The organism is Micromonospora sp. NPDC000207, from assembly GCF_040300925.1.
Taxonomy (GTDB): Bacteria; Actinomycetota; Actinomycetes; order Mycobacteriales; family Micromonosporaceae; genus Micromonospora.
In genome coordinates, this window is sequence record NZ_JBEPEQ010000032.1 from 1 (window position 1) to 17,113 (window position 17,113).

Below are 17,113 nucleotides of genomic sequence, written 5' to 3' on the forward strand. Positions count from 1 at the left end.
GGGAGACCGGCTCGCCCCCGAACGCCGACCGGGAGACCGGCTCGCCCCCGAACGCCGACCGGGAGACCGGGTCGCCCTCGACCGCCGGCCGGGAGACCGAGGCGTGAACGGGGAACCGGCCGGTGCCGCCGAGGCACCGGCCGTCGTCGTCCGGCGGGCCCGCACCCGGGACGTGCGGGGGATCCGCCGACTCGTCGACACGTACACCAACGACCGGCGGCTGCTGAGCAAGGCCACTGTCACCCTCTACGAGGACGTGCAGGAGTTCCGGGTCGCCGTACGCCCCACCGACGGGGAGGTGGTCGGCTGCGGGGCGCTGCACGTGATGTGGGAGGACCTCGCCGAGATCCGTACCGTCGCCGTCGACCCGTCCTGCCGGGGGCAGCGCCTCGGTCACCGGATCGTCGGCGAGCTGATCGCCGCAGCCCGGGAGCTGGGCGTCGCCCGGATCTTCGTCCTCACCTTCGAGACGGACTTCTTCGGCTCGTTCGGGTTCGAGCCGATCGACGGCGCCCCGGTCCCGCAGATCGTCTACGAACAGCTCCTGCGCTCGTACGACGAGGGCGTCGCCGAGTTCCTCGGCCTGGAACGGGTCAAGCCGAACACCCTCGGCAACACCCGGATGCTCCTGCGCCTCTAGCCTGCCAGGAAGGGCCCCTTCCCGACGCCCACGGCGTAGAGAAGGGTTCCCTTCCCACACCCACGCCGTCGACGGTCCCGGGTGGGTGGTCTGTCGTAAGGTTGCCGACGTGACGACGCGTGTGGCTGCCATCGACTGTGGGACCAACTCGATCCGGCTGCTCGTGGCCGACCTTCCCGAACCCGCCGCCGGTCCGCAGGCCCCGCTGACGGACCTGACCCGCCGGATGGAGATCGTCCGGCTCGGTCAGGGCGTGGACCGGACCGGTCGGCTCGCCCCGGAGGCGATCGAGCGGACCCGGGCGGCGCTGGCCGGGTACGCCACCGAGATCGAGAAGCTGGGCGCGGAGCGGGTCCGGATGTGCGCCACCTCGGCGTCCCGGGACGCCTCCAACGCCGACGAGTTCCGTGAGATGGTCAGCCGTACCCTCGGGGTGGCTCCGGAGGTGGTCACCGGCGACGAGGAGGCCCGACTCTCCTTCACCGGGGCGGTCCGGGGGCTTCCCGCCGACGCGGCCGAACCGTACCTGGTGGTGGACATCGGGGGCGGTTCGACGGAGTTCGTGGTCGGGACCCGTAACGGCGGGGTCGAGGCGGCGGTGTCGATGGACATCGGCTGCGTCCGGATGACCGAGCGGCACCTGGCCGGTGACCCACCCACCGCCGAGCAGGTCGCCGCCGCCCGCGCCGACATCGCCGCCGTCGTGGACCGGGCACTGGCCGCCGTCCCGGGCCGCGACGCAGCCACCCTGGTCGGCCTCGCCGGTTCGGTCACCACAGTGGTCGCCATCGCCCAGGACCTCCCCGGGTACGACCCGGAGCGCATCCACCACGCCCGCGTCTCGTACGACCAGGTAGCCCAGGTCACCACCGACCTGCTGGCGAGGACCAGCGAGCAGCGGCTGACGATCCCGGTGATGCACCCGGGCCGGGCCGACGTGATCGGTGCCGGTGCCCTGGTCCTTCAGGTGATCATGGAGCGGGCCGGGATGTCGTCGGTGGTCGCCAGCGAACACGACATCCTCGACGGCATCGCCTGGAGCCTCGCCTAGCCGTGTCGAGGCACCTCCCGACGGGTGACGGCACGATGGGAGTGGCCGAGGCCGAGCGGGTGCAGGAGGAGTTGCGGCGCGAGGTCGACCTGCTGTCGTCGCTTCCGGGTCGACCGGCCACCGTGGCCGGACTCGACGTGTCGTACGAGGTGGGCAGCGACCGGGTGGTCGCCGCCGCCGTCCTGCTCGACGTCGACTCCGTGCAGGTCCGTCAGGCGGAGTTCGTCGTCGGCGAGGTGACCTTCCCGTACGTGCCGGGGCTGCTGGCGTTCCGTGAGGTGCCGTTCCTGTTGGCCGCGCTGGAGAGGCTGACGGTCCGCCCGGACGTGCTGGTCTGCGACGGGTACGGGATCGCGCACCCGAGGCGGTTCGGGCTCGCCTGTCACCTGGGGGTGCTCACCGGGCTGCCCAGTTTCGGGGTGGCGAAGACCCCCTTCACCGCCCGTTTCGACAGGCCCGACCCGGCCCGGGGGTCCTGGTCGCCGTTGGTCGACGGGGACGAGACGGTGGGCCGGGCGGTGCGTACCCGAGCCGGGGTGAAGCCGGTGTTCGTCTCGGTGGGGCACCGCATCGCTCTGCCCCAGGCGACCGACCTGACCCTGGCGCTGGCACCCCGGCACCGGATCCCGGAGGCCACCCGCCAGGCCGACCTGCTCTCCCGCGCCACCCTCCGCGCCCTCCCCCCGCCCGACTAACGGGGTGGACGGGCGGCGCAGGACACCTCGTGGTCGGCGCGCAGGATGCACCGTCGCCCGTTCTTGAGGAGACGGTCGCAGAACACCCGGTGTCGTACCCCCTGGTCGTCCTCGGCCGAGACGGTGGTCTCCCCCGGGTCGACCTGGGTGAGGAAGGCCAGGGAGCGGGCTGCGGTCCGGGCCAGGATCCGGGCCCGGACCAGGTCCGCCGCCACCACCGGCAGATGGATGACGTACCTCTCGGCGGGGCTCACGCCGAACCCGCCACACCGGACGCCTGACGGGACTGCCACTTCCGTAACGCGTCCCGGATCTGCGTGGTCTCCTGCCGGGAGGTGGCCAGCGCCGCGTGGGCGGCGGCCAGGTCGTCGGCCACCCGGTCGAGGAAGGCGGCGACCTCGGCGGGGTCCAGGCCACGCCGCCTGACGGTGAAGGTACGGCTGCGCACCTGCCACGGCCGCAGCGGACGGTACGCCCAGGACCGGTAGACCCCGGCGGTTCCGGCCATGGGTGTGAGAGTCGGTGTGGGCGTCGGACTGTCGACCGATGACCTGACGATCGTCGGCGGGGTCGGCGGGTGTTCCCGGCGACGATGGCTGGGCTGCGCACGCCGTCGTCGGTCGGACAGGGATCTCAGGAGGTCACGCAACACGGATTCACCCTCTTGTCGAGCTGGACCAGTGCCTCGGATGGGTGGTCCGGCCGTGCCCGGGATACGGCCGGACCGCCCGCCCTGCCGCCGCAGCCCTCGTGGCAGTACGACGACAGAGCTGTACCAGTGGTCGGAGCGAACCATCGGGGTTCGCCCGCCCCGACCACTGGGCGGAACCTCGTGAGGTTGGAGACCGGTGAGTGCCCCGCCGTGGAGAACTTAAGCGAACTAGTCCGCTTAGGTCAAGGAACTAGTTCGCTGTACCGGCAACTTGCCGCCGGAAGTTGGTGCGTGCTCTGATGATCGGTGGAGACCGAGGAGTGCCCATGCCTGCCACCAAGTGGGAAAAGCTCGCTGACCACATCCGGACCCAGATCAGGGCTGGGGAGTTGAAGCCGGGCGACAAGCTGCCGTCCACAGCCCAGCTCAAGGCGGAACACAACGTGTCCGATTCCGTCATCCGTTATGCGATGCACGCCCTGCGAACCGAGGGGCTGGTGACGAGCGCGCACGGGGTGGGCGTGTTCGTGGCGGAGTCCTCGGACGACTGAGGTGAGCTGATCCGCCGCGCCCAACAAGAGATCTTGGAGCGTAAGTGCCCCTCCTGGGGCTATTCAGGCCCTCCGGGGGCCGAAATCTTCCAAGATCCTCGTTTTCGGTTGGTTCTCATGATCGTTGGCTGTAAAGGTGCGCGACACGCCGGGCAGTGCGTCGGTTAACCGCAAACGATCATGCTGGGTTGGGTTGGGTTGGGTTGGGTTGGGTTGGGTTGGGTTGGGTTGGGTTGGGGTTGGGGTTGGGGCTGGGGCTGGGGCTGGGGCTGGGGCTGGGGCTGGGTGTGGGTGTGGTGGGGAGGTTCGTTGACGGTAGTGTGGATTGCACAGTAGTGTGCGATGCGTGGATACCACGCAGCTACTCAAGGGCGTGCTGGATCTCGCGGTCCTGGCCGTGCTCCGGGAGGAGGACGGCTACGGTTACGACATCCTGCGCCGACTCCGGGAGGCCGGCCTGGACGAGGTCGGCGACGCCTCGGTCTACGGGACCCTGCGGCGGCTCTTCGCCGCCGGTCTGCTGACCACGTACGTGGTGCCGAGCGAGTCCGGGCCGCACCGGAAGTACTACTCGCTCAACGCCGCCGGCCGTGACCAGTTGACCCGCTCCGGCAAGCTCTGGCGCTCGTTCGCCACCACCATGGACACGCTGCTCGACGATCGGGGGATGGCGGCATGACCGTCACTGAGCAGGAGATCACGGCGTACGTCGAGCGGGTCCGGGGTGCCCTGGCGGACCTTCCGGCGCAGACCCGCGACGAGTTGACCGAGGACCTTCCGGAGCATCTGCGGGAGGTGGCCGCCGAGACCGAGGGGACCCTCGTCGACAGGCTCGGCGCACCCGAGGCGTACGCGGCCGAGTTGCGGGTCGCCGCCGGGGCGACCGGTCCGGCCGGCAGCCGAAACCTGGACCAGCGGGCCGCCGCCGCGTGGGCCGGGGCCCGTACCCGGCTGCGCGGGGCCGACCGCCGTCTCGGCCCACTCCTCGGGTACGCCTCGGCGAGCGAGTACCTGCGGCTGCTCCGTCCGGCCTGGTGGATCCTGCGCGGATACCTGGCGGCCATGCTGGTCACAGTGGCCACCACCGGTGGCTCGTTCGGGCTGCTGCCGAGGCTGGGTGGGAGCACCCTTGCCGCTCTGCTGCTGCTCGCGGTCTGTGTGGTCGCCTCGGTCTGGCTCGGTCGGCGTACCCCGGGACTGGGGCGGTGGCCCCGACGGGCGGTGGGGGCCGGCACCGCAGTGCTCGTGGTCTTCGCGCTGGCCGCCTTCGCCGACCTGGACGGCTCGCGGCGGCACTGGGGCGGCGGCGACTACGGGACGATCTCGGTGGAGACGCCCTACATCGGTGACGTCTTCGTCTACGACAGCGACGGACGGCTGGTTCCCGACGCCCGCCTGTTCGACCAGGACGGCAACCCGATCCGGTTGGGCAACCCGTACTGCGAGTACGCGACGGACCCGGCGCGCGCGGCAGACGAGCAGCGGGTGCCGACGTATCCGCACTGCCCGCAGCGGGAACCGTTCCGGGCCGCACCGGGAACGTCGGAGAACACCGGATCACCCACCTCGGGCCCGGACCCGTCCGGCAGCGGGTCGTCCGAACCGGCCAACCCGACGTCCACCCCGACCCCGCAACCGACGGCGACGGACCCGACCCTGTCGGTCCCCACGCCGCCCGAGTCGGTCCCCACGCCGCGTGGCGCGGTCCCGCCGCTGCCCGCCCCGCCGGCTGTCCCGACGCCCGAACCAACCTCCTGACCAGCGCCGACCGGGGGCGACGCGCGGGTGCCGACGTGGGGGAAGTCGGCGTCCGCGCAAGTCGTTCCCAGCAGCGAACAGGAGGTGAATGCCACTGTTCCAGCGTCTTCCGGCGGCGGGTACGGCGTGCGAGGCTACGCCCAATCATCGCCACTGTGCGACCAGCCAATGACGACTGACCGCGAGGAGGACGAGCTGATGGGCGTATCGACGAGCCACCGCGACCACGAGGTTCTGGGCCAGGGGTACCTGGCCGTCCCAGCCACCGGCACGACCAGCCCCGCCGTCATCGTCATCCCCGAGCGGTGGGGGATCGTCGGTCACATCACCTCGGTGGCGGACCGGTTCGCCGAGGCGGGTTTCGTCGCCTTCGCGCCGGACCTGCGACCGGGCAGCCTCACCGAGGGGCCGGACGGGACGTACCTGATGGCCGGCCCGGAGTTGGACGAGGCCGCGCAGCGGATCGCCGCCGTCGCCGACCACCTCGCCTCCCGCCCCGAGGTGACGGCGAAGGTGGGCTGCGTCGGATTCTGCGCCGGTGGCACCCTGGCGCTGTGGTCGGCCACCCGGTCCGACCGGATCGTGGCCGCCGTGGGTTTCTACCCGACCCTGCCCGCCGACGGGACTGACACCGACTGGGCCGAGTACGCGGGCAAGAGCGCCCTCGTGCACCGCGCCGGTACTGACACCGGATCCACCTCGGACGGGGTGGACGACCTGCGCCGGGCCGTCGAGGCTGCCGGGGGCGCCTGCCAGACCTACGACTACCCGGGCACCGGGCACGCGTTCTTCAACGACGACCGTCCCGACGTGTTCGACCAGCCGGCCGCCGCCAGCTCCTGGGCCCGCACCCTCGAACTGTTCCGGGCCCGGCTTGGCTGAACCGCGTACCCCGGTCGAGGTCGCCCGCAGTGCCGCGCGGGCGACCGACCTGGCCGACCTCGACGCGGCTGTCTCCGACTGTTTCGCCTGCCCCCGGCTGGTCTCCTGGCGGGAGGAGGTGGCCCGGACCAGGCGGGCGGCCTTCCGGGACCAGGAGTACTGGGGGCGACCGGTTCCCGGATTCGGCGCGCCGGACGCCAGGATCGGCATCCTCGGCCTGGCACCCGCCGCGCACGGCGGGAACCGGACCGGTCGGATCTTCACCGGGGACCGCTCCGGTGACGTCCTCTTCGCCGCCCTGCACCGGGCCGGCCTGGCCAACCAGCCGACGAGCGTCGCCGCCGACGACGGGCTCACCCTGACCGACACCCGGATCTTCGCCGCCGTCAGGTGCGCGCCCCCGGACAACAAGCCCACCCCGGTCGAACGCGACACCTGCGCCCCCTGGCTGCACCGGGAGGTCGAACTGATTCGCCCCACCCTGCGGGTCGTCGTCGCGCTCGGCGCGTTCGCCTGGGCGGCGTGGTGGCCGATCCTGCGGGACACGTACGGGCTCCGCCCGCCCAGCCCGCGACCGAGGTTCGGCCATGGGGCACACTGGTCCGGCGCAACCGCACCGGAAGTGCTCGGCTGCTACCACGTCAGTCAGCAGAACACGTTCACCGGTCGGTTGACGCCCGGGATGCTGGACGACGTGTTCGCCCGGGCGAAGCAGGTGGCCGGGGTGGACTGAGACGGCGGGGGCGGAAAGTCGATGACGGACGGAGTGTCTGCGCCCGTCGGGTCCTGTGTGCCGGTGGTCCGGAGGTAACGGCCGGTGGAGCTCAACGTGCTGCGCAGGTGGTGGCCGGTCGCGCTGGTGGTCGCCCTGCTCGCCGTGGCGGCGCTGGCCGCCGGGAACTCGACGATCGGTGCCTCCCGGGTGCCGCCCGCCACCGACACCATCCCCCTGGTTCCGGAGTACCCGGAGCACGTCACCGAGTCGCAGATCCCGGTGGAGCCCCGAGACGCCGCCGAGTCCACCCGACCGGAGATCCCCCGGTGGCTCACCACCGCCGCGCTCGTCGTCCTCGCCGTCGTGCTGGCGGTCGCGCTCGGGATCGTCGCCCGGGTGCTGCTCCGGGGGGCGGTCCGCCGTACCCGCCGGGCCCTGCCGCAGCGCCGGGCCGGGCGCAGCAGCGAGGGGACCACCCGTGAGGTGGTCGCCGCCCTCGACGCCGGGCTCGTCGACCTGGACGACGCCGCCACCGACCCGCGTACCGCAGTGATCGCCTGTTGGGTACGCCTGGAGGAGGCCGCCGGGGCGGCCGGGGTGCCCCGCCGGACCGGCGACACCCCCACCGACCTGGTCACCCGCCTGCTGAGGGGCGACTCGTCCACCGGGGTACCGGTGATCGTCAGCGCCGACGTGCTGGCCGGGTTCGCCCACGTCTACCGGGAGGCCCGGTACGCCACCCGCCCCGTCGACACCGACACCCGCGACCAGGCCCGCAACGCCCTACGCCGACTCCGCACCGAGCTGACCACCGAGCGCAGCGAGGTGACGGCATGAGCGAGCGCTGCGAGCGAATCGTGGGTGTCGGTCCTCGTGGCGACGCCGAGCGTCGCGAGGTGACGGCATGAGCGAGTCGTGCGAGCGAATCGTGGGTGTCGGTCCTCGTGGCGACGCCGAGCGCAGCGAGGTGACGGCATGAGCGAGTCGGTTGGGGGGATCGACGACCTGTTCAGCTCCGCCGAGGAGCGCCCGGCGCGTCCGGAGCGTCGTCGGGGTGGACGGGCCCGTACGGTACTGAAGTTCCTCGTCGCCACCGGGGCGATCACCGCCGTCGTGGTGGCGGTCCTGCGCGCCGTCGGTCTGATCGTCAGCTTCGAGGTGGTGGTCGTCGGCGTGCTCGCCGTCCAGTTCGTCCACCGGATCACCGGTGGGCTGACCCCGCCGCCTCGGCGCTCCAGCAACCGGCTGAACTCCGGTGAGGAGCCGGGTACCTGGAACTGGGGGGCCAGCGACGCGCTGCGGACGGCGGTGAACAGGTGGGCGCAGCCCCTGGAGGGGTCGGCGCGTCGGCCGGAGCGGTTCGCCGAGGTGATCCTGCCCCGGCTGGGCGAGCTGGCCGACGAGCGGCTTCGTCAGCGGCACGGCCTGACCCGCGAATCCGACCCCGGGCGGGCGCAGGTCCTGCTCGGCGACCGACTCTGGACCTTTCTCAACAATCCGCCCCGACGCACCCCGTCGCCGCGCGACCTCGCGGTGATCGTCGCCGACCTGGAGAAGATATGAACGACGCAGACCGGATCATGCCCCCCGCCGAGGTCGGCCACCTCGCCCGCGAGGTGCTGGATGCGGTGGGCTCGGTCGTGGTCGGCAAGCGGGACGCCCTCGAACTGGTCCTCGCCGGTGTCCTGGCCGGTGGGCACGTCCTGCTGGAGGATCTCCCCGGTCTGGGCAAGACGCTCACCGCCAGGTGCTTCGCCCAGGCGCTGGGGCTGGACTTCCGTCGTCTCCAGTTCACCCCGGACCTGCTGCCCGCCGACGTCACAGGCTCCTTCCTGTACGACCAGAGCAACGGGGACTTCTCCTTCCGGGCCGGGCCGATCTTCACGAACATGCTCCTCGCGGACGAGATCAACCGGACCCCGCCCAAGACCCAGTCCGCCCTGCTGGAGGCGATGCAGGAGAAGCAGGTCTCGGTGGAGGGGGTCACCTACCGCCTGGAGGAGCCCTTCCACGTCCTCGCCACCGCCAACCCCATCGAGCACGAGGGCACGTATCCGCTGCCCGAGGCGCAGCTGGACCGGTTCCTGATCAGGGTCTCCTTCGGCTACCCCGACCACGACGAGGAGTGGGACGTCCTGCAGCGGCGGATGGCCCGTCGCCGGGAGGAGGCGGTGATCAAACCGGTGGTCGACGCCCGGACCCTGCTGGCGATGCAGGCGGCCCTGGAGCACGTGGCGGTCGAGGACTCCGTCGGCCGGTACGTCGTGTCGTTGGCCGCCGCCACCCGGGAGCACCCGTCGGTGCTGGTCGGTGCCTCCCCCCGGGGTTCGCTGGCGCTGCTGCTGCTCGCCCGCGCCCGCGCGGCGCTGGCCGGGCGGGACTACGTCGTTCCGGAGGACGTCAAGGAGGTGGCGGTGCCGGCCCTGGCCCACCGGATCACCCTCCGCCCGGAGATGTGGCTCCGTCGGGTCGATCCGTCCTTCGTGGTCGGTGAGGTCCTCGACGCCACCCCGGCCCCGGCCAGCGGTGCCCTGCCCAACCACGCCGGTCGGCCCGGACGCTGATGGGCGGGGAGTCGGCGACCGGCTGGGCGCCCACCTGGGCGTTGGGACGGGCGATCCTGCTCACCGGGCTGCTGCTGATCGCCGGGGTGCTGCTCGGCCGGGTGGATCTGGTGGTGTTGGCCACCCCGTTCGCCCTCGGCACCGCGTACGGGCTGCGTCGACGGCCGTCGGCCACACCGCAGGTCTGGCTCACCACCGACGACGAGCACCTGGTCGAGGGGGGTGACGTCCGCAGCGTCATCAGCGTCGGCAACCCGGATTCGACAGGGTACGACCTGGCGGTGGTCCGGACCCGGGTGAGCCCGTGGCTGCGCAGCACCCGGCTCGCCTTCGGCGGCGTACGGCTGGATCTGGGTGGCGGGCGTGGCGTGGACCGGCCGCTCGTGACCTCCGTACCGGCGCAGGAGGTGGTGGACGTGACGGTGGAGGGGACGGCCCGACGGTGGGGACGGCACCCGGTCGGACCGGCGGGTGCCCGCGCCGCCGCCGGTGGTGGCCTGCTGATGTCCCGGATCGCAGTGGTCGAGCCGGAACACGTCCGGGTCTATCCCCGGACCGACCCGTTCGACGCGGTGGAGGCGATGCCCCGCGCCGCCGGCCTGGTCGGCGCGCACCACTCGCGGCGGCCGGGTGAGGGGGGCGAGTTGGCCGGGGTACGGGTCTTCGCCCCGGGTGACCGGCTGCGTCGGATCGACTGGCGGGTCTCCCTGCGGGCTCGGAAACTGCACGTCGCGGCCACCCTGTCGGACCGGGACGCCGAGGTGGTGGTCCTGCTCGACCTCCTCGCCGAGGCGGGTCGCTCCGGTGGGATCGAGGGGGCGGCGTCGGTGCTCGACACCACCGTCCGGGCCGCCGCCGCCATCTCCGAGCACTACCTGCATCGGGGCGACCGGGTGTCGCTGCTGGAGTACGGCCCCTCCGCCCGCCGCCTGCGTCCGGCCTCCGGTCGTCGTCAGTACCTGACGGTGCTGGAGTGGCTGCTCGACGTGCACGCCGAGTCGTCCCCGCACGAGCCGTACGACCAGGTGTTCGGCCCGCACCTGCTCTCCTCGGACGCCCTGGTGGTGGTCCTCACTCCGCTGTTGGACGAGCGGTCGGCCCAGATGCTGGCCCGGCTGGCCGGGTCGGGTCGGTTCGTGGTGGCGGTGGACACCCTGCCCACCGGCCTCACCCCGCCCGCCACCCAGGGTTGGGACCAGGTGGCGTACCGGCTGTGGTCGCTGGACCGGGACACCATGGTCCGGCAGCTCCGCGAGCACGGGGTCCCGGTGGTCCAGTGGGCCGGGGCGGGCAGCCTCGACGAGGTGCTGCGGGACGTGGCCCGGCTGGCCACCGCCCCCCGGGTGGGTGCCCGGTGACGGCCTGTCGGAGCGGGTTCCCTGCCGTCGGCCGTGGAGACGGGTGGGGACGATGACCGCGATCACCGCACGGGTACGGGCCTGGCGACACGCGATCACCCGGATCACACTGATCCCCCTGCTCGTCCGGCTCGGCATCTTCGTGGCCACCCTGGTGGGGTTCCTCCTGGCCTACCCACCGGAGGTGCTCGCCGGGCGGGGGATGGTGGCGCTCGTCGTCGCCGCCCTGCTGCCGGCGTTCGGCCCCGGTCGGCTCTGGCCGACCTGTGCGGCGTTGCTCACCGTCGCCGGGTGGCTGCTCGCCACCGCCGGGTTCGGCCGCTCGATCGTGTTGTGGCAGCTCCTGGCCCTCGCGGCGACGTTGTACCTGGCGCACACCCTCTGCGCCCTGGCGGCTCTGCTGCCGTACGACGCGGTGGTCGACCCGGAGTTGATCGTCGGCTGGCTGCTGCGGGCGGGGGTGGTGGTGCTCGCCTCCGCAGTCCTCGGTGTCCTGCTGGCCGAGGCCGGTGCGCTCCGGTCGGGTGAGGGCTTCCGGGCCGCCACCATCGTCGGGTTGCTGGTGGCGGTGGGGCTGAGCGGCCTGCTGGGATGGTTGTTGCGCCGTCGCTGACCCCCGGTCACCCGATCGGGTGGGTCGGTGGCGGTGGGAACCCCTGCGGCGTCGGACGGGTCCAACAGGTGACGTGTCCAGTCGTGAGGGGAAGTGCCGCCATGCGCCACCGGGTGAGAGGTGCCTGTCGAATGGTCCTGGTCGGGCTCGTGCTCGTTCTCGCCTCGGCCGCCTGTGGTGCCACAGGTGGCGCGGGGGAACCGGCGGGCGGCGGAGCGGAGTCCGAGACGCGGGAGCCGGCACCGGTGGACCCCACCGGCGTCACGGGTCCCGCCGTCGTGGCGTGCGGACAGGCCCTGCGCCCCACGACCGCCGGGGGGCTGACCGTGACCGGGCGGTTCCCCGCCACCGTGTCGGCGGGTCGGCAGGTGGTCGAGGGGGAGGTCGAGGTCGAGAGCCGGGACGCCGTACGGGTGGTCGCCCCCGGGGCTGCCGACGTGTTCCTCGTCCGGGAGGGCCGGGTGGTGGCCCTGCCGGGTCCGCAGGATGCGGTGGGTGTCCGGTGGGATCTGCGGCCCGGTGAGGCCCGAACCCTCCCCGGCGGGGTCCCGTTGGTGCTCTGCGAGTCGGGTGGGGGCCCCGCCCCGGCGGGCAGTTACGAGCTGTACGCCCGGGTGGTGGTCACGACCGACGAGGGGGCGGTCGTGGAGTCCTACGGCGGCCCCTGGCCGTTGACGGTCCGCTGACGACGCGGCGCGGGCCACGACGGCGGGAGTGGACCCGCGACGGTGGGAGCGGACCGGGACGGCAGCGGCTGGGAACCGACGTCGCGGTTCCCAGCCTCGGACGAGCAGCGGGGCTCGGGCCGTGTGCTGCTGTGGATCAGCCGAGGACGATGCTGACGCCCAACTCGGTGGAGAGGACGGTCCACGGCTGGGCGTAGCTCGTGCCGCCGCCCCCGGCGATCACGTTGCCCCGGATCCAGGCACCGGAGGCGTCCTTGACGTAGAAGGCCCCACCGGAGTCCCCACCCGCGCTCAGGGTTCCGCCGGTGAAGGCGATGACGGGCGACTTGCAGCCGGTCTGTGTGCACACCTGGGCGGTGACGCTGGTGGCGGTGTGTCCGCAGTTCTCACCGGTGGTCCGGCCGCTGTGGCAGTAGTCGGCGAAGCCGACGACGGCACCCCCGGCCGAGACGACCGGGATGCTGCTGGTGCTGGTGACGCCACCGGTGAAGACCCGACCGGCGTACGACGAACCGCCGATCAGCTCGAAGTCCATGGCGTGACCGGTGACGGTGGGCAGCCGCCGGTTGGAGACGGTGCCGTACGTGTTGGCGCCGGACTCGGTCAGGACGGTCGCCCCGTTGGCGTAGCAGTGTCCGGCGGTGGTCATGAACCGGGTTCCGGCGGAGTTCTGCACGGCGTACCCGGCGGAGCAGAGGGCGCTCCCGGAGAGCAGTCCGCCGCCGCCGTAGTACGCGGGCACGTCGTCGCGACGGTGCCAGCTGTCGGTGGTGGTGGACCGGCTGACCTGGATCTGGCCGGCCGCCTGCCGCTGCGCGGCCTTCCCGGTGGAGAGGTCGGTCACCCTCGACACCACGTCGGCCGGGGCGTCGGTGCGCAGGACGATCTTTCCGGTGGTGGCGTCGACGTAGCTGGCGAACGAGTACCGGGTGCCGTGGGTGGCGACGTAGTCGGCGATCCGGGACTGGATGGTCGTCAGGGCCGCCTCGGCGGCGGGCGCGGAGACGACGTCGGTGCGGGCGGTCCGGTCCGGGGCGCGGCTCTCGTCGAGGGCGACGGCGGCGGTGCCGGTGGGGGCCTTGTCCTTGCCCGGTCCCGCCTGGGCGGGGCCGGTGGTGAGCAGCGTCAGGACAGCGGTGACGGCGACTGCCGCGCCGAAGATCGTCCTGTTCGTCCTGGGCATCTGGATCCTTTCGGTCGGACGTGCGGTTGTGGCCTGGCTGAGACAATGAGAAATCCGCCGGCCTCGATGCGGTAGACCGGAGTAAGGGTTTTGACAGGCGGCGGTGCCCTCAGGCTGCGAAAAGGCGCAGCGGGGGACGAGTGTGCCGACCCAGACACCTCGGCCGTAACCCACCCGGATCCCCCCGGTCCACCGAAGAGGGGCGTACCTCGCTCTCCGGTGTCGTGAGCGGGGCGAAACCGGTGGCGCCGGTCACCCTGTGTGGGGTCGTGCAGGTCACAGGGTTGTGCTCCGTCACAGAAGGGGGCCGTGAGCGGTGTCGGCGGAGCCGGGCGGGGAAAGATGGATGACGTGAATCCGAAGCGGATCCTTGTCGTCGGTGCCGGCCATGTCGGGCTCTACGCTGCCCTGCGTCTGTCGAAGAAGCTCAGCAGCCGCGAGGCCGAGGTCATCGTGGTGGACCCTCAGCCGCACATGACGTATCAGCCCTTCCTGCCCGAGGCGGCGGCCGGCAACATCTCTCCTCGCCACTCCGTGGTGCCGCTGCGGCGTGAGCTGCGCAAGTGCACCATCGTGGCCGGCGCGGTGACCCGGATCGAGCACGACCGCAAGGTCGCGACCGTGCAGTCGATCGTCGGCCCGCCCCGGGAGATCTCCTACGACCACGTGGTGGTGGCACCGGGTTCGGTGTCCCGGACCCTGCCGATTCCCGGCCTGCACGAGCACGGCATCGGGTTCAAGACCATCGGCGAGGCCATCTACCTGCGCAACCACGTACTGGACCGACTGGACGTGGCGGCGGCGACCCTCGACGAGGAGGTTCGCCGCTCCGCCCTGACCTTCACCTTCGTCGGTGGTGGGTACGCCGGCATCGAGGCGCTCGCCGAGATGGAGGACATGGCCCGGGACGCCCTCAAGTACTTCCCGGAGCTCAAGCCCGAGGACATGCGGTGGGTCCTGGTCGAGGCCACCCAGCGGGTGCTGCCCGAGGTCGACCGGGACATGGGTGCCTACACGGTGCAGCAGCTGCTGAAGCGGAACATGGACATCCGGCTGGACACCCGGCTGGAGTCCTGTGTCGACGGGCAGGTGGTGCTCTCCGACGGGGACAGCTTCCGCTCCGACACCATCGTCTGGACCGCCGGGGTCAAGCCCTCGCCGATGCTGGACGCCACCGACTTCCCGCGTGACGAGCGTCGTCGGGTCACCTGCCTGCCGACCCTGCAGATCGTGGACGGCGACACGGCGGTCGAGGGTGCCTGGAGTGCCGGGGACTGCGCGGCGGTGCCGGACCTGACCAAGGAGCCCGGCAACTTCTGCTCGCCGAGCGCCCAGCACGCGGTCCGCCAGGCGTCCCGGATGGCCGACAACATCGTCAACGTGATCCGGGGTCGGGAACCTGTCAACTACGAGCACAAGCACGCCGGCAGCGTGGCCAGCCTCGGCCTGCACAAGGGCGTCGCCCAGGTGTACGGGATCAAGATGACCGGGTGGCCGGCGTGGTTCATGCACCGGACGTACCACATGAGCCGGATCCCGTCGTTCAACCGGAAGGTCCGGGTGGTGGTCGACTGGAGCCTGGCCTTCTTCCTCCGCCGCGAGGTGGTCGCCCTCGGCCAGCTCCACGACCCGCGCGAGGAGTTCGAGGTCGCCAGCCAACCCCCGGCCCGCGCCGGTCAGGCCTGATTTCCAGCGGAAGGACCCCCGTCACCGGATCGCGGTGGCGCGGGGTCCTTTCCGTTGCGGGGTCCTTTCCGTCGCGGAGTCCTTCTCGCCGTGAAGGGCGGGGTGACCGCAGGCCCCCGCGAGGCGATCAGGGCCGCCAGGTCCAGGCGTCGGCGATCCGGGTGCCCGGACCGTAGAGCTGATCCAACGTGACCCGCAGGCTCGGCGCGTTCGGGGCGTCGTCGGTCACGACCACGCACTCGGCCTCCCAGAACCGCGCGTCCTGGGCCGCCTGGCGTCGCTCCTGCTCGCTGCCGAGCGACGGCACGCCGTCCTCGGCCACCGCGTCGAGGAGCCGGGAGGTGGGACGTTTCCAGACCCCCATCGCCGCCGTCGCGTTCTTGCCGAACGGGCCGATGAAGAACCCCTCCGGCAGGCGGAACTCGGCGTCGGCGGCGGTCGCCCAGCGCATCGGCCACGGCTGCCTCGGCGTCGGCAGCGGCACCGGGACCAGCACCCCGCCGGGGGACACGCACTCCCGCCAGTGCCCGCCGGTGACGAACTCCGGAAGCGGCGGCCGGTCCGCTGTGGGCAGCGGGGTCGGCGTCACCGGCAGCACCGCCGCGAGCACCGCCGCCGGTACGAGTCGTCGTACCCACCCGTCGGCGCGCAGCGCCCTGTCGACGGCGAGGGTCGACACCGTCGCCAGCAGCGGCAGGACGGCGAGGGCGAAACGCATCGGGAGGGCACCGTCCACCACCGGCAGCCCGGCCAACAGCCGGTACGGCCCGGGGATCCCGGTCGGTTCCCCGTCGACGACGACTGTGGGGCCGAGCGAGAGCGTCGCCATCACCACCGCCGCCACCAGGCAGGCGAGCACCAACCGGCGCTGCCCGACCCGTTCGGGCGTACGGGCCCCCGCCAGCAGCCAGACCGTCGCCGCCGTACCGGCCGCCAGCAGTGGCCACCCGAGGAAGGTGTTGTACTCGGCCGGACCGGTGGTCAGCCGGTCCGCCTCGGGGCCACCGGCCACCGACAGCGGGGAGTACGTCCACCAACCGGCCAGGTCGGCCGAGAAGTGGTACGGGCTGAAGATCCCGTCGGCGACGCCGAGGGGGCCGGCGAACTGCACCCAGAGCGGGTAGCCCACCACCAGCAGGGAGAGCCCGGCGGCGACCAGGATTCCACCGGCGAAACCCGGCAGCGCCCGCCGCAACAGGGCGCGGTCGGAGACCGCGTAGGTGACAGTCATCACGACCAGGACCAGGGCGGTGAGGAACAACACCTCCTCACCGACGAAGATCTGGGTGCTGACCACGGCGGCCAGTCCGAGCGCGGAGGTGACCAACCGTCGCCGGTCCGGTCCGTCCGCTCGCCGGTCCGGTCCGTCCGCTCGCCGGTCCGGTCCGTCCGGCCCCGGGTCGGCGGCCCGGAGGAGCCGGACCACCAGCCAGAGCAGCACCGGAACCAGCCACTGGACGGTCATGTGCAGGTGGGAGTTGGTCTGCGACACCATCCCCGGCCCGAACCCGGCCACCGCCGCACCGATGCCGCCGGCGAGCCGTCGAGCCCGCAGGACCCGGACGAACAGCAGGTACCAGGCGATCGCGGTGCCCGCCAGCCCACCCGCTGCGAGCAGCGCGAAGGTGACCGGGGCGCCGAAGATCAGGGTGACCGGGGCGAAGACGACACCGAGTGCGACGACCGAGGTGTTGGCCATCAGATTGACCCCGTACGGGGCGTTGAGCTTGTCGGTCACCAATCCGAAGTCGCCCAGCAGCGCCCGGGCGTCCACGGTCAGGAACCATTCGTAAAGCGCCTGGTCAGCCGGGTTGAGCGCGAGTACCCGCCGACCCGGGTCCGGCCACAGCCCGTGGGTGAGCCAACCGGCGAACAGGACGAAGGCGAGGGCGACCAGCAGGTCGGCGCGGTGGCGTACGAGCGCGGCGGCCAGGGCTCGGCGACGCCCGGCCAGGGCGGCGAGGAGCCTGGCGCGACGGGGGCCCGGCGTGGCCTGCGGTGCCGTCGGAGCGGTGCCGTCCTCGATGTCCGTGGGGGCTTCGCTGGTCACGGATTGACAGTAGTGTCGCGGAGCCGAGC

Annotated in this window: 19 protein-coding genes; 15 read left to right on the forward strand and 4 right to left on the reverse strand. The window is 72.4% G+C overall.

What is annotated here, in order from left to right; all coding sequences use genetic code 11:
• The first annotated feature begins 103 nt into the window (after window positions 1-103).
• From ABT336_RS10525 to ABT336_RS10535, 3 genes are all read left to right on the forward strand, one after another.
• Window positions 104-640, forward strand: coding sequence for an amino-acid N-acetyltransferase (locus ABT336_RS10525; protein WP_350896268.1), 537 nt, complete (start codon window positions 104-106; stop codon window positions 638-640).
• 121 nt (window positions 641-761) lie between these two features.
• A complete protein-coding gene (locus ABT336_RS10530; protein ID WP_350896312.1) occupies window positions 762-1,691 on the forward strand; it encodes a Ppx/GppA phosphatase family protein in 930 nt (309 codons plus the stop codon).
• 35 nt (window positions 1,692-1,726) lie between these two features.
• Window positions 1,727-2,386, forward strand: coding sequence for an endonuclease V (locus tag ABT336_RS10535; RefSeq protein WP_350896269.1), 660 nt, complete (start codon window positions 1,727-1,729; stop codon window positions 2,384-2,386).
• On the opposite strand, the gene ABT336_RS10540 is transcribed toward ABT336_RS10535, so the two are convergent.
• Together ABT336_RS10540 and ABT336_RS10545 are read right to left on the reverse strand one after the other, a co-directional pair.
• On the reverse strand, window positions 2,383-2,640 hold the full coding sequence (locus ABT336_RS10540) for a hypothetical protein (protein WP_350896271.1): 258 nt from the start codon (window positions 2,638-2,640) through the stop codon (window positions 2,383-2,385). The two genes, ABT336_RS10535 and ABT336_RS10540, sit on opposite strands and share 4 nt — an antisense overlap.
• Window positions 2,637-2,894 (reverse strand): DivIVA domain-containing protein, encoded by a 258-nt coding sequence (locus ABT336_RS10545; RefSeq protein ID WP_350896272.1) that lies wholly within the window; start codon window positions 2,892-2,894, stop codon window positions 2,637-2,639. The genes ABT336_RS10540 and ABT336_RS10545 overlap by 4 nt, the downstream gene beginning before the upstream one ends.
• Before the next feature lie 470 nt (window positions 2,895-3,364).
• Between ABT336_RS10545 and ABT336_RS10550 the strand changes: the two genes are divergently transcribed.
• The 11 genes from ABT336_RS10550 (at window position 3,365) to ABT336_RS10600 (ending at window position 12,165) form a co-directional block, all read left to right on the forward strand.
• Complete coding sequence (locus ABT336_RS10550) at window positions 3,365-3,589, forward strand: winged helix-turn-helix domain-containing protein (RefSeq protein ID WP_350896273.1); 225 nt, start codon at window positions 3,365-3,367, stop codon at window positions 3,587-3,589.
• Between the two features lie 346 nt (window positions 3,590-3,935).
• On the forward strand, window positions 3,936-4,268 hold the full coding sequence (locus ABT336_RS10555) for a PadR family transcriptional regulator (RefSeq protein WP_036374274.1): 333 nt from the start codon (window positions 3,936-3,938) through the stop codon (window positions 4,266-4,268).
• Window positions 4,265-5,347 (forward strand): HAAS signaling domain-containing protein, encoded by a 1,083-nt coding sequence (locus tag ABT336_RS10560; RefSeq protein WP_350896274.1) that lies wholly within the window; start codon window positions 4,265-4,267, stop codon window positions 5,345-5,347. The genes ABT336_RS10555 and ABT336_RS10560 overlap by 4 nt, the downstream gene beginning before the upstream one ends.
• Window positions 5,348-5,545: 198 nt before the next feature.
• A complete protein-coding gene (locus tag ABT336_RS10565; protein ID WP_350896313.1) occupies window positions 5,546-6,229 on the forward strand; it encodes a dienelactone hydrolase family protein in 684 nt (227 codons plus the stop codon).
• Window positions 6,222-6,962, forward strand: coding sequence for a uracil-DNA glycosylase (locus tag ABT336_RS10570; protein ID WP_350896275.1), 741 nt, complete (start codon window positions 6,222-6,224; stop codon window positions 6,960-6,962). Before ABT336_RS10565 ends, ABT336_RS10570 begins: the two co-directional genes overlap by 8 nt.
• A gap of 84 nt (window positions 6,963-7,046) precedes the next feature.
• Window positions 7,047-7,781, forward strand: coding sequence for a DUF4129 domain-containing protein (locus tag ABT336_RS10575; protein ID WP_350896276.1), 735 nt, complete (start codon window positions 7,047-7,049; stop codon window positions 7,779-7,781).
• A gap of 138 nt (window positions 7,782-7,919) precedes the next feature.
• Window positions 7,920-8,507 (forward strand): hypothetical protein, encoded by a 588-nt coding sequence (locus tag ABT336_RS10580; RefSeq protein WP_350896277.1) that lies wholly within the window; start codon window positions 7,920-7,922, stop codon window positions 8,505-8,507.
• Window positions 8,504-9,508, forward strand: a complete 1,005-nt coding sequence (locus tag ABT336_RS10585) for an AAA family ATPase (RefSeq protein WP_350896278.1) — start codon at window positions 8,504-8,506, stop codon at window positions 9,506-9,508. Before ABT336_RS10580 ends, ABT336_RS10585 begins: the two co-directional genes overlap by 4 nt.
• Window positions 9,508-10,866: a DUF58 domain-containing protein gene (locus ABT336_RS10590; RefSeq protein ID WP_350896279.1), complete on the forward strand. Its 1,359-nt coding sequence runs from the start codon at window positions 9,508-9,510 to the stop codon at window positions 10,864-10,866. Before ABT336_RS10585 ends, ABT336_RS10590 begins: the two co-directional genes overlap by 1 nt.
• A 52-nt stretch (window positions 10,867-10,918) precedes the next feature.
• Window positions 10,919-11,479 (forward strand): hypothetical protein, encoded by a 561-nt coding sequence (locus ABT336_RS10595; protein ID WP_350896280.1) that lies wholly within the window; start codon window positions 10,919-10,921, stop codon window positions 11,477-11,479.
• A gap of 131 nt (window positions 11,480-11,610) precedes the next feature.
• Window positions 11,611-12,165 (forward strand): hypothetical protein, encoded by a 555-nt coding sequence (locus ABT336_RS10600; protein WP_350896281.1) that lies wholly within the window; start codon window positions 11,611-11,613, stop codon window positions 12,163-12,165.
• Window positions 12,166-12,301: 136 nt separating this feature from the next.
• On the opposite strand, the gene ABT336_RS10605 is transcribed toward ABT336_RS10600, so the two are convergent.
• Window positions 12,302-13,348, reverse strand: a complete 1,047-nt coding sequence (locus ABT336_RS10605; RefSeq protein WP_350896282.1) for a chymotrypsin family serine protease — start codon at window positions 13,346-13,348, stop codon at window positions 12,302-12,304.
• A gap of 351 nt (window positions 13,349-13,699) precedes the next feature.
• Between ABT336_RS10605 and ABT336_RS10610 the strand changes: the two genes are divergently transcribed.
• Window positions 13,700-15,034, forward strand: a complete 1,335-nt coding sequence (locus tag ABT336_RS10610; RefSeq protein WP_350896314.1) for an NAD(P)/FAD-dependent oxidoreductase — start codon at window positions 13,700-13,702, stop codon at window positions 15,032-15,034.
• A 127-nt stretch (window positions 15,035-15,161) separates the two neighbouring features.
• Here the strand turns inward: ABT336_RS10610 and ABT336_RS10615 are convergent, their stop codons facing one another.
• Window positions 15,162-17,084: a hypothetical protein gene (locus ABT336_RS10615; protein WP_350896283.1), complete on the reverse strand. Its 1,923-nt coding sequence runs from the start codon at window positions 17,082-17,084 to the stop codon at window positions 15,162-15,164.
• Between the last annotated feature and the right edge of the window lie 29 nt (window positions 17,085-17,113).